This window comes from Serratia sp. CY32780 (assembly GCF_052169135.1).
Taxonomy (GTDB): domain Bacteria; phylum Pseudomonadota; class Gammaproteobacteria; order Enterobacterales; family Enterobacteriaceae; genus Serratia; species Serratia sarumanii.
In genome coordinates, this window is the sequence record NZ_JBJNLI010000006.1 from 122,305 (window position 1) to 134,854 (window position 12,550).

Annotated in this window: 7 protein-coding genes; 2 read left to right on the forward strand and 5 right to left on the reverse strand. The window is 62.1% G+C overall.

All coding sequences use genetic code 11. The features are described from left to right. Window positions 1-29: 29 nt before the first annotated feature. Both ACJ8HH_RS21040 and glpD read left to right on the forward strand, forming a co-directional pair. Window positions 30-788, forward strand: a complete 759-nt coding sequence (locus ACJ8HH_RS21040; RefSeq protein WP_004930797.1) for a DeoR/GlpR family transcriptional regulator — start codon at window positions 30-32, stop codon at window positions 786-788. Between the two features lie 245 nt (window positions 789-1,033). Next, complete coding sequence (glpD, locus tag ACJ8HH_RS21045; RefSeq protein WP_033649347.1) at window positions 1,034-2,542, forward strand: glycerol-3-phosphate dehydrogenase; 1,509 nt, start codon at window positions 1,034-1,036, stop codon at window positions 2,540-2,542. Between the two features lie 63 nt (window positions 2,543-2,605). Here the strand turns inward: glpD and glgP are convergent, their stop codons facing one another. The 5 genes from glgP to glgB form a co-directional block, all read right to left on the reverse strand. Continuing rightward, complete coding sequence (gene glgP / locus ACJ8HH_RS21050; RefSeq protein ID WP_033636332.1) at window positions 2,606-5,053, reverse strand: glycogen phosphorylase; 2,448 nt, start codon at window positions 5,051-5,053, stop codon at window positions 2,606-2,608. Between the two features lie 141 nt (window positions 5,054-5,194). After that, on the reverse strand, window positions 5,195-6,625 hold the full coding sequence (glgA, locus tag ACJ8HH_RS21055; protein WP_033636333.1) for a glycogen synthase GlgA: 1,431 nt from the start codon (window positions 6,623-6,625) through the stop codon (window positions 5,195-5,197). Between the two features lie 135 nt (window positions 6,626-6,760). Then, window positions 6,761-8,038, reverse strand: coding sequence for a glucose-1-phosphate adenylyltransferase (gene glgC, locus ACJ8HH_RS21060; RefSeq protein ID WP_019455185.1), 1,278 nt, complete (start codon window positions 8,036-8,038; stop codon window positions 6,761-6,763). Between the two features lie 15 nt (window positions 8,039-8,053). Continuing rightward, complete coding sequence (glgX, locus tag ACJ8HH_RS21065; RefSeq protein ID WP_060420149.1) at window positions 8,054-10,036, reverse strand: glycogen debranching protein GlgX; 1,983 nt, start codon at window positions 10,034-10,036, stop codon at window positions 8,054-8,056. Then, the gene (glgB, locus tag ACJ8HH_RS21070) at window positions 10,033-12,219 is read right to left on the reverse strand and encodes a 1,4-alpha-glucan branching enzyme (protein ID WP_049195627.1); all 2,187 of its coding nucleotides are present in this window, start codon (window positions 12,217-12,219) and stop codon (window positions 10,033-10,035) included. The genes glgX and glgB overlap by 4 nt, the downstream gene beginning before the upstream one ends. Between the last annotated feature and the right edge of the window lie 331 nt (window positions 12,220-12,550).

A 12,550-nucleotide genomic window follows, 5' to 3' on the forward strand; every position in this document is an offset into this window, starting at 1 on the left:
GGGCATAGCGGGCGTTTTAGGGGATTATCGTGAAGCAAACACAGCGTCATGACGCAATTATCGAGCTGGTGCGCCTGCAGGGTTACGTCAGCACGGAAGAGCTGGTGGAACATTTTGACGTCAGCCCGCAAACGATTCGCCGCGATTTGAATGACCTGGCCGACCAGAACAAGATCCAGCGTCACCACGGCGGCGCGGCGCTGCCTTCCAGCTCGGTCAACGCTGCCTATAACGATCGCAAGGTGATGTGGTCGGAAGAGAAGGCCCGCATCGCGCAGCGCGTCGCCAGCCAGATCCCGGACGGCGCCACGCTGTTCATCGATATCGGCACCACGCCGGAAGCGGTGGCCCATGCGCTGATGAACCACAAGAACCTGCGCGTGGTCACCAACAACCTCAACGTCGCCACCCTGCTGACCGCCAAGGAAGACTTCCGTCTGATCCTGGCCGGCGGCGAAGTGCGCACCCGCGACGGCGGCATCATGGGCGAAGCCACCCTGGACTTTATCTCCCAATTCCGCCTCGATTACGGCATTCTCGGCATCAGCGGCATCGATATGGACGGTTCGCTGCTCGAATTCGACTATCACGAAGTGCGCACCAAACGCGCGATTATCGAAAATTCCCGCTGCGTAATGCTGGTCACCGACCACTCCAAATTCGGCCGCAACGCCATGGTCAACCTGGGCAACATGAATCTGATCGACTACCTGTTTACCGACCAGCTGCCGCCGCCGAGCGTGATGAAAATCATCGAGCAGTACGACGTGCAGCTGGAGCTGTGCTGATCCGCCGTTAACCCGCGGGGCGCGCCGCCGCCCCATTTCCCCCCCGACGCCCCCTTTTCGACAGCCGTTTGCCCGCCCGATCCATATCCTTATCATTTATGCGCCTATCATCACCAAACTGTTACCTTTATCACGCCTAAATGTTTTTGTTTGGTTAAGTCTTGGCTTGCTTGTTGGTTTTTGATTACAATCATGAGCGAAAACGAACATGAAAGAGCTATTTCGAACATCTGGAGGAAGATGACGTGGAAACCAAAGACTTGATCGTTATCGGTGGCGGCATCAACGGTGCCGGCATCGCGGCGGATGCTGCCGGGCGCGGGCTGTCGGTACTGCTACTGGAAGCGCAAGACTTGGCCTGTGCTACGTCTTCCGCCAGTTCCAAACTGATCCACGGTGGCCTGCGCTACCTGGAACACTACGAATTCCGTTTGGTGAGCGAAGCGCTGGCCGAACGTGAAGTGCTGCTGAAGCTGGCGCCGCACATCGCGTTCCCAATGCGTTTCCGCCTGCCGCACCAGCCGCACCTGCGCCCGGCCTGGATGATCCGTATCGGCCTGTTCCTGTACGATCACCTGGGCAAACGCACCAGCCTGCCGGGCAGCAAGGGCTTGCGCTTTGGACCAGAGTCGGTGCTGAAGCCTGAATTGAAGCGCGGTTTCGAATATTCCGACTGCTGGGTCGACGATGCTCGCCTGGTGGTGCTGAACGCGCAGGAAGTGGAAAAACGCGGCGGCGAAGTGCGCACCCGCACCAAAGTGACCCGCGCATGGCGTGAAAACGGCATGTGGATGGTGGAAGCGGTCGATATCGACAGCGGCAAAACCTTCACCTGGCGCGCCAAAGGCCTGGTGAACGCCACCGGCCCGTGGGTGAAAAACTTCTTCGACGACGGCCTGAAGCTGAAATCGCCTTACGGCATCCGCCTGATCAAAGGCAGCCACATCGTGGTGCCGCGCGTACACGATCAGCCGCAGTCTTACATTCTGCAGAACGAAGACCACCGCATCGTGTTCGTGATCCCGTGGAATGACGAGTTCTCCATCATCGGCACCACCGACGTGGAGTACAAAGGCGATCCGAAGGACGTGAAGATCGACGAGAACGAAATCGCTTATCTGCTGAAGGTGTACAACGATCACTTCAAGAAACAGCTGGGCCGCGACGACATCGTTTGGACTTACTCCGGCGTGCGTCCGCTGTGCGACGACGAATCCGATTCGCCGCAGGCGATCACCCGCGATTACACGCTGGACGTGCACGACGAACAAGGCAAGGCGCCGCTGCTGTCGGTCTTCGGCGGCAAGCTGACCACCTACCGCAAGCTGGCCGAGCACGCGATGGAAAAATTGGCCCACTACTACCCAGGCTGCGGCCCGGCGTGGACCAAGAACGCCACGCTGCCGGGCGGTGACATCGGCGGCGATCGCGACGGCTACGCGGCCAAACTGCGCCGCGCCCACGGCTGGTTGCCGGAAGCGCTGGCGCGCCGCTATGCCCGCACCTACGGTAGCCAGAGCGAGCTGATCCTGGTCGGCGCCAACGGCCTCGCCGATCTGGGCGAAGATTTCGGCCACGGTCTGTATGAAGCCGAACTGCGCTACCTGACCGAGAAAGAGTGGGTCGTAGAGCTGGCCGACGCCATCTGGCGCCGCACCAAGCTGGGCATGTGGCTGGACGAAGCGCAGCAGGCGCGAGTGAAAGCCTGGCTGGCGGAACACGCGAAAACGAAAACGCTGTCTCTGGCTTCCTGAGCCGCAGCGTAACGAAGAAAGGGCCGGTTATCCGGCCCTTTTCTTTGCTCTTCCTCGCACGCTTTACAGCTTCACCGGCTGAATGTGCCAGATTTCATCCGCATATTCCTGAATGGTGCGATCGGAGGAGAAGTAGCCCATGTTGGCGATATTCAGCACCGCGCGCCGCGTCCACTCGTCCTGATTGAGATACACCTCGTCCACCTTGTCCTGCGTGTCCACATAGCTGCGGTAATCCGCCAGCAGCTGGTAGTGATCGCCGAGGTTGACCAGCGAGTCGAACAAATTGCCATAGCGTTTCGGCTCTTCCGGGCTGAACACGCCGGTGGCGATCTGCGTCAGCGCCTGATGCAGCTCCGGGTCTTGCTCATAGTACTGGCGCGGGTTGTAACCGTTGCGGCGCAGTTCCTCCACCTGTTCGGCGGTATTGCCGAAGATAAAGATATTCTCCTCCCCCACGTGCTCGCGCATCTCGACGTTGGCGCCGTCCAGCGTACCGATGGTCAGCGCGCCGTTCAGCGCGAACTTCATGTTGCTGGTGCCCGAGGCCTCGGTGCCCGCCAGCGAGATCTGTTCCGACAGATCCGCCGCCGGGATAATGATCTGCGCCAGGCTGACGCCGTAGTTCGGAATGAACACCACCTTCAGCTGGGTATGCACGCGCGGATCGTTGTTGATCACTTTGGCCACGTCGTTGATCAAGCGGATGATCTGTTTGGCGGCATAGTAGGCCGAGGCCGCCTTGCCGGCGAAGATCACCACCCGCGGCACGCGCTCGATCTCCGGATCGTCCAGCAGACGGTTATACAGCGTGATGACGTGCAACACGTTGAGCAACTGCCGTTTGTACTCGTGGATGCGCTTGATCTGCACGTCGAACAGCGCATCCGGGTTGACCACCACGTTGAGCGTTTTGGCGATGTACAGCGCCAGCCGCTCCTTGTTCTGCCGCTTGGCGCGCTGCACCGCCTGCAGGAAACTCGGGTAATCGACGTTGGCTTTGATCTCGCTCAGCTGGCTGAGATCGGTGCGCCAGGTTTGGCCGATGCAGTCGTCCAACACCGCCGCCAGCGGCGGGTTGGCCAGCGCCAGCCAACGGCGCGGCGTCACCCCGTTGGTTTTGTTGCAGAAACGATTAGGGAACAGCCGGGCGAAGTCGGCGAACAGCGACTGCACCATCAGCTCGGAATGCAGGGCGGAAACGCCGTTGACCTTGTGGCTGGCCACCACCGCCAGCCACGCCATGCGCACCCGGCGGCCGTTGGTTTCGTCGATGATCGAGACCCGCGCCAGCAGGTCGTTGTCGCCCGGCGCCACTTCCTGCACCATCTTGAGGAAGTGATCGTTGATTTCGAAAATCAGCTGCAGGTGGCGCGGCAAGATGCGGCCAATCATGTCCAGCGGCCAGGTTTCCAGCGCCTCGCTCATCAGCGTGTGGTTGGTGTAAGAAAATACCTGCTCCACCACTTCCCAGGCGTCGAGCCACTTGAATTTGTGCTCGTCGATCAGCCGGTGCATCAGCTCGGGAATCGACAAGACCGGGTGAGTGTCGTTGAGGTGAATGGCGATCTTGTCCGCCAGGTTGTCGAAGGTTTTGTGCATCAGCCAATGGCGATTGAGGATGTCCTGCACCGTCGCCGACACCAGGAAATACTCCTGCCGCAGCCGCAGCTCGCGCCCGGAGGAGGTCGAGTCGTCCGGATACAGCACGCGCGACACGTTCTCCGAATGGTTTTTATCTTCCACCGCGGCGAAATAATCGCCCTGGTTGAACTTGCCGAGGTTGATCTCGTTACTGGCCTGCGCGCCCCACAGCCGCAGGGTGTTGGTGGCATCGGTGTCGAAACCGGGGATCACCTGATCGTAGGCGATGGCCACGACCTCTTCGGTCTCCAGCCAGCGCGCCTTGGCGCCCTCCTGCTGCACGCGGCCGCCGAAGCGCACCTTGTAGCGGGTGTTGTGGCGCGGAAACTCCCACGGATTGCCGTACTCCAGCCAGTAGTCCGGCGACTCCATCTGTTGGCCGTTGACGATGTTCTGCTTGAACATGCCGTACTCGTAGCGAATGCCGTAGCCGCGCCCCGGCAGCGCCAGCGTCGCCAGCGAATCGAGGAAGCAGGCCGCCAGGCGGCCCAGACCGCCGTTGCCGAGGCCAGGGTCGTTCTCTTCTTCCAGCAGTTCACCCAGGCTCAACCCCATTTCGTTCAGCGCGTTGTCGATATCCTGATAGATGCCCATCGACAGCAGCGCGTTCGACAGGGTGCGGCCGATCAGAAACTCCATCGACAGGTAATAGACCTGCCGCACGTCTTGAGACAGCTGGGCGCGGTTGGAACGCAGCCAGCGTTCAACCATGCGATCGCGCACCGCGAACAGCACGGCGTTCAGCCAGTCGTGCCGGTTGGCGATGGCCGGATCCTTGCCGACGATAAACATCAGCTTATAGGCGATGGAGTGTTTCAGCGCTTCCACACTGACCGTAGGTGAGGTGTAACTAAACGGTGAAGTCATGGCTTTTTAATCCCTTGTAGGGAGCCCAGCCATTCGCCGCGGAATAGCGAGCCCCGCTGAACATGGACGCGACACGCCGCGCCCCGACAATCAACCCAAACGGCTGCCCGCCGCGCGTCAACCCGAGACGCGAAACGCGGGCTACAAACGTTGATAAAGCGATAAATACTCTTTCGCCGCCACCGGCCAGCCGAAGTCCACGCTCATGGCGTGGCGCTGAACGTGGCGCCAGTGTTTCGGCCGGCTCCACAGCACCATGGCGCGGCGGATGGCGTTGCCCAGCGCGACGGCGTCGCAATCGTCGAACACGAAGCCGCTGGCGGTGCCGTCGGCCAGGTTCTCCAGCGCGCAGTCCACCACCGTGTCCGCCAGCCCGCCGGTGCGGCGCACCAGCGGCAGCGTGCCGTATTTCAGGCCGTAGAGCTGCGTCAGGCCGCAGGGCTCGAAGCGGCTCGGCACCAGAATCACGTCGGCGCCGCCGATGATGCGGTGGGAGAAGGATTCGTGATAGCCGATCTGCACCCCTACCTGCTCGGGATAATCGGCAGCTGCGGCCAGAAACGCCTGTTGCAGCACCGCATCGCCGGCGCCCAGCAGCGCCAGCTGCCCGCCCTGCGCCAGCAGTTCAGGCAGTGCCTGCAGCACCAGATCCAGGCCTTTTTGGCTGGTCAATCGGCTCACCACCGCGAACACCGGCAGCGATTCATCCACCTTCAGCCCCATGGCCTTTTGCAGATGCAGCTTGTTTTTGACCTTGCTTTTCAGATCGTCGGCGTCGTAGCGGGCGCTCAGCCGCGGGTCGCGGGCCGGATCCCAAATGTTGTCGTCCACCCCGTTGAGGATGCCGCTCAGCCTGCCCTGCCGCTGCCGCTCCTGCAGCAGCCCCTCCATGCCGTAGCCGAACTCCGGCCGGGTGATCTCGCGCGCATAGGTCGGGCTGACGGCGGTCACGTGGTCGGCATAAAACAGCCCGGCCTTGAGGAACGACATCTGGCCGTAGAACTCCAGGCCATAAACATCGTAAAACGACGCCGGCAGCCACAGCTCGGTCACGTGATGGGCAGAGAACAGCCCTTGATAGGCCAGGTTGTGCACCGTAAACACCGAGCGCGCCGGGTGGCCGTTGGCGGCCAGATAGGCGCAGCTCAGGCCGGCGTGCCAGTCGTGGGCATGCACCAGCTGCGGCCGCCAGTAGCGATCCAGCCCCTTGGCCAGCTCGCAGGCCATCCAGCCCAGCAGCGCAAAGCGGCGGTGGTTGTCGGGATAGGCGTACATGGACTGATCGTGGTACGGGCTGCCCGGCCGGTCATACAGCCAGGGCGCATCGATGAGATAGATGCCCACGCCATGGTAGGTGCCGTAACGCAGGCCGACCCGGCCGGCGAACGAGTCGATTTCCGCCACCAGCGAGGTGTCGGGGATGCCGTTGCGTACGTCAGGGAAAGCGGGCAATAGCACCCGAACATCGGCGCCTTCGGCGATTTGCGCCGCCGGCAGCGCGCCAACCACGTCTGCGAGTCCACCCGTTTTCAGCAGGGGGAACATTTCAGAACATACGTGTAAGACCTGCATTATCACTCCTGAAAGTCGGCCGAAGGCCTCTGGATAAGAAATAAAGCAGGCTTGCCGCTGTTATGCGTGCCGCGTTGCGCAAGCCATCGAACCGTTCATCAGGCGGCAGGCTATCGTTCTGCCGCCCACGTTAACTCACAATTTTGACAACATTTCGCGCGTCACCAGCACGATGCCGCCTTCCGAGCGATAAAAACGCTTGCTGTCCTCATCGGCGTTTTCCCCGATCACCATGCCTTCCGGAATGTGGCAGGCGCGGTCGATGATGCAGCGCCGCAGGCGGCAGGAACGGCCGACGTTCACGTCCGGCAACAATACGGTAGAGTCGATGGTGCAGAACGAGTTCACTCGCACGCGCGGGAACAGCACCGAATGCACCACCACCGAGCCCGAGACGATACAGCCGCCGGACACCAGCGAGTTCATGGTCATGCCGTGGCTGCCGGAGCGATCCTGCACGAACTTGGCCGGCGGCAGCGGCTCCATGTGGGTGCGGATCGGCCAGGCGCGGTCGTACATGTCCAGCTCCGGCGTCACCGACGCCAGATCGAGGTTGGCGCGCCAGTAGGCGTCCAGCGTGCCCACATCGCGCCAGTACGGCGGCAGATCGGGGTTGGAGGTCACGCAGGACAAGGTAAACGGATGCGCCCACGCCGCCTGCTGCGCGGTGATTTTCGGGATCAGATCCTTGCCGAAATCGTGGCTGGAGCCGGGGGTCGACATATCCTCTTCCAGCAGCTGGAACAGGTAGGCGGCATTAAAAATATAGATGCCCATGCTGGCCAGCGACATATCCGGGTTGCCCGGCATCGCCGGCGGATCGGCGGGCTTTTCCAGAAACTCGATGATGCGGTCGCTTTCATCCACCTTCATTACGCCGAATTCGCTGGCTTCGCTGCGCGGCACCGGCAGGCAGGCCACGGTGCACTGGGCGCCCTTCTCGACGTGGTCTATCAGCATGCGCGAGTAATCCATCTTGTAGATATGGTCGCCCGCCAGGATCACCACGTATTCGGCCTCATAGCGGCGGATGATGTCCAGGTTCTGATACACCGCGTCGGCGGTGCCTTTGTACCAATGCTCGGTGCTGAGGCGCTGCTGGGCCGGCAGCAGATCGACGAACTCGTTCATTTCCTCGTTGAGAAACGACCAGCCGCGCTGAATGTGCTGCACCAGCGTGTGCGACTGGTATTGGGTGATCACGCCGATGCGGCGAATGCCGGAGTTCAGGCAGTTCGACAGGGCGAAATCGATGATGCGGAACTTGCCGCCAAAGTGGACGGCGGGCTTGGCGCGGGTGGAGGTCAAATCTTTCAGGCGCGAGCCGCGGCCGCCGGCCAGGATCAGCGCTACGGATTTAATCGGCAGCTGGCGCGCCAACATCAGGGGGTCTTTATTTTCAAACCTAACCATAGCGGACTCCTTTTATTATTTCCGTACCAGAACGCAAAGCGAGCGCGCGGCCTGGTGCCAGGCGGGTAACACCGCCCGTGAGTCTTCCTGAGTGAACGGGGCGACAACCTGCCAATCGCCTTCCGGCAACCTCATCTCCACCGTTTGCGGCGTGGCGTTGACCAGCAGCAGCCAGCGCTGCGACAGCAGGATCTGCATGAGCAGATCGCCTTGCTCCCACTGCTGCGCGTCGAGCGGCTGCCCTTGCGCGTTCAGCCACTGCACGCTGCCGTCGTCCTGCTGCCACCAGCGGTCCTGTTGCAACGCGGGGATCTGGCGGCGCAGCGCGATCAGCGCCGCGACGTAATCGGTCAACGCGTCATCCGCCGTGGCCCAATCGAGCCAGGTGATGGCGTTGTCCTGACAATAGGCGTTGTTGTTCCCCTGCTGGCTATGTCCCTGTTCATCGCCGGCCAGCAGCATCGGCGTTCCCTGGGACAGCAACAGCGTGGCGAGCATCGCCCGCTGGCTGGCCCTACGGCGTTGCACAATGGCGTCGTCGGCGACCAGGCCTTCCACGCCGTGGTTGTTGCTGAAATTGCGATCGCTGCCGTCACGGTTGCCTTCGCCGTTCGGCTGGTTGTGTTTCTCGTTGAAGCTGACCACGTCCTGCAGGGTAAAACCGTCATGGGCGGTCAGCATGTTGACGGTGGCGTAAGGCGCCCGCCCGCGCTGGTTGTACAGATCGCTGGAGGCGGCGAAACGCCGGGCGAACTGGCCGAGCGACACGCCGCTCTGCAGCCAGAAACGGCGCATGTCGTCGCGATAATGGTCGTTCCATTCGGCGAAGCGGCCGGGGAACGCCCCCACCTGATAGCCGCCGGGGCCAACGTCCCAGGGTTCGGCGATCAGCTTGCAGCGCGACAGCACATCGTCCGCCAGCATCGCCTGGAACAGCGGCGCATCGCGATCGAACCCCGGCGTGCGGCCGAGCACGCTGCCCAGATCGAAGCGGAAACCGTCGACGTGGCACTCCCGTACCCAAAAACGCAGGCAATCCATCACCCAAGCCACGCCCTGCGGCTGATCCAATCGCAGGGTGTTGCCGCAGCCGGTGTCGTTGACGTAGTCCCCTTCCGGCGTCAGCCAGTAGTAGCTCTGGTTATCGATGCCGCTCAGCGACAGCATCGGCCCGTCCCTGTCCAGCTCGGCGCTGTGGTTGAACACCACGTCGAGGATCACCTCAATGCCGGCTTGGTGCAGCGCCTTGACCGCATCGCGAAATTCGTTCAGCGGCGTGCCGTCGGTGCTCAGGCTGGCGTAGCGGTTGTCCGGCGCATAGGGCGCCAGCACGTTATAGCCCCAGTAGTTGATCAGCCCCAGCCGCTGCAGCCGCGGTTCGGAGGTATGTTGCTGCACCGGCAGCAGTTCCAGCGCGGTGATGCCGAGGCGTTTGAAGTGGGCGATCATCACCGGGTGCCCCAGCGCGGCGAAACTGCCGCGCAGCGCCGGCGGGATCTTCGGGTGCAGCAGCGTCAGGCCGCGCACGTGCGCTTCGTAAATCACCGTCTGCCCCCAGGGCGTGGCGGGCGGGCGATCGTCCTGCCAGTCGTACTGTTCGTCCACCACCACGCATTTCGGCATCAGCTCGGCGCTGTCGTGCGGATCAGGCTGTTCGTAACCGCCGTGCAGGTGCGGGTGATCCGCCACCGGCCCCTCCACCGCGCGCGCGGCCGGATCGAGCGCCAGCTTGTTGGGGTTGAAACGCTGCCCGTTCGCCGGGTCGAACGGGCCGTAGACCCGGTAACCGTAACGTTGCCCCGGTCTGCCGCCCGGCAAGTAGCCATGCCAGATATCGCCGCTGCGCGCCGGCAGCGGCAGGCGCACTTCGCGTTGCTGGCCGTCGAACAGGCACAGCTCCACCCGCTCGGCGTGCGCCGAGTACAGGGTAAAGTTGATGCCTTCGCCGTCGTAATGCGCGCCCAGCGGCGCGGCGAGGCCGGCCGTCAGCTCCGTCATGGCGCCTCCCGCAGCAGATAAATGGTCGCCAGCGGCGGCAGCGTCACGCAGATGGAAAAGTCGCGGCCGTGGCTGCCGACCGCTTCGGAAGAGACCCGCCCCTGATTGCCGGCGTTGCTGCCGTGATAGTGGTGCGAATCGGTATTGAGGATCTCGCGATAGTCGCCGGCGCGTGAGAGGCCGATGCGGTAGCGGTAGCGCGGCACCGGGGTAAAGTTGCTGATGGCGATCAGCTCATTGCCCTGCGAATCGTAGCGCGCGAACGCGAACACCGAGTTGTCGTGATCGTCGACCACCAGCCACTCGAAGCCGTCCGGGCGGTAGTCGCGCTCATACAGCGGCGCCTGCTGCCGGTAGCAGTGGTTCAGATCGCGTACCAGCCGCTGCACGCCGTTGTGCCAGTTATCCAGCCCCTCCAGCAAATGCCAATCGAGGCTGGTATCGAAATTCCACTCGCGCCCCTGCGCGAACTCGCAGCCCATAAACAGCAGCTTTTTGCCCGGATGCGCCCACATAAACCCATAGTAGGCGCGCAGGTTGGCGAACTTTTGCCAGGCGTCGCCCGGCATGCGGTCGAGGATCGATTTTTTGCCGTGCACCACTTCATCGTGCGAGATAGGCAACACGAAGTTCTCGGTATAGGCATACAGCATCCCGAAGGTCATCTGGTTGTGGTGATACTTGCGGTGCACCGGATCGCACTTCATGTAATTGAGCGTGTCGTGCATCCAGCCGAGGTTCCACTTGTAGTGGAATCCCAGGCCGTTGGCGTCCGGCGGCAGGGTGACGCCGGGATAGTCGGTGGACTCCTCCGCCAATGTCACCGCGCCCGGCTGCGCCTGGCCGATAGTCTGGTTGGTATAACGCAGGAAGGCGATCGCCTCCAGGTTCTCGTTGCCGCCGTAGTAATTCGGCACCCACTCGCCGTCGGCGCGGCTGTAGTCGCGATAGATCATCGACGCCACCGCATCGACCCGCAGCGCATCGATACCGAAACGCTCCAGCCAATACAGCGCGTTGCCCGCCAGGTAGTTGCGCACCTCGTGGCGGCCGTAGTTGTAGATCAGCGTATTCCAGTCCTGGTGGTAGCCTTCGCGCGGATCGGCGTATTCATACAGCGCGGTGCCGTCAAAATTCGCCAGGCCGTAGGCGTCGCTCGGGAAATGCCCCGGCACCCAGTCGAGGATCACGTTGATGCCCGCCTCATGCGCCGCCGCCACGAACGCCCGGAAATCGGCCGGCGTGCCGAAGCGCCGGGTCGGCGCATACAGCCCCAGCGGCTGGTAGCCCCAGCTGCCGTCGAACGGGTGCTCGTTGATCGGCAGCAGCTCGATATGGGTGAATCCCATGTCCTTCACATAGTCGATAAGCTGCACCGCCAGCTCGCCGTAGCTGAGCCAGAAATGGTTGTCGGTGTGGCGGCGCCATGAGCCGAGATGCACCTCGTAGATGGCGATCGGCTGATCAAAATCGTTGGCGCGGCGGCGCGCCTGCGTCGACGGCACCACCTCCGGCAGCGGCGCCACCAGCGAGGCGGTGTCCGGGCGCATCTGCGCCTCGAAGGCGTAAGGATCGGCTTTCAACTGGGTATTGCCGTAGCAATCGACGATTTCATATTTGTACAGCTGGCCGGCCCGCACGCCGGGCAGGAACAGCTCCCAGATGCCGTTTTCACGCCGCAGACGCATCGGATGGCGGCGGCCGTCCCAGAAGTTGAACTCCCCCACCACCGAGACGCGCTGGGCGTTGGGCGCCCAAACGGCAAAGCTGACGCCGTCGACGTCATCCAACGTGGCGAGGTGAGATCCCAGGCGTTCATAGGGGCGCAGGTGCGTGCCCTCGGCCAATAGCCAGCTGTCGATGTCCTGCAGCAGCGGGCCGAACCGATAGGGATCGTCGACGGTCTGTTGGTGATCGCGCCAGCTGACCTGCAGCTGATAGCGGAAAGGATTTTTGCGCCGCGGCACCACGGCACTGAAGAAGCCGCGCGGATCGTCGCAGTTCAACTGCACCAGCCGCCGGCCGGTTTGCTGTTCCACCAGCCAGACTGCGCCAGCGTCCGGCAGCAGCGCGCGCACCTGCAGACCGTTATCGGTCGCATGCATGCCAAGCAGAGCAAAGGGGTCGGCGTAATGGCCGGAGATGATCTGATCAATCACGTCACGATCGGGAAGTACAGGCATAGTCTTCTTCCTTAGATTAACAGCATGATCTAAGCACGGCTTGTTGGTTATTCCTTGGCCGTTTTGGTCATCATGCAATGCATTCGGTATCCAAAGCGTGATTGCGGTCGGTTATTGACCAATCTTTACTCTGCCGACCTGAATTTCGCTCTTTATGCTTATTTTTTGAAATATTTCAGTCATGGTGAAAAATTGTTCGCCCATGCGTTAAGCATAGCCAATGTCTGTTAAAAACTGCTCAGCATTGCTCAGGAAAATTCTTCATTAAGAAAACTGCCAGCCTGGCGGCGCCGGCATGCGGCGGCCGACGAGGAGATATGCGGGGTACAGC

Excerpts from the sequence above, each read along its gene's own strand:
- glgP (WP_033636332.1), bottom strand. The coding sequence starts at position 5,053 with ATGACTTCACCGTTTAGTTACACCTCACCTACGGTCAGTGTGGAAGCG.
- glgA (WP_033636333.1), bottom strand. The coding sequence starts at position 6,625 with ATGCAGGTCTTACACGTATGTTCTGAAATGTTCCCCCTGCTGAAAACG.
- glgC (WP_019455185.1), bottom strand. The coding sequence starts at position 8,038 with ATGGTTAGGTTTGAAAATAAAGACCCCCTGATGTTGGCGCGCCAGCTG.
- glgX (WP_060420149.1), bottom strand. The coding sequence starts at position 10,036 with ATGACGGAGCTGACGGCCGGCCTCGCCGCGCCGCTGGGCGCGCATTAC.
- glgB (WP_049195627.1), bottom strand. The coding sequence starts at position 12,219 with ATGCCTGTACTTCCCGATCGTGACGTGATTGATCAGATCATCTCCGGC.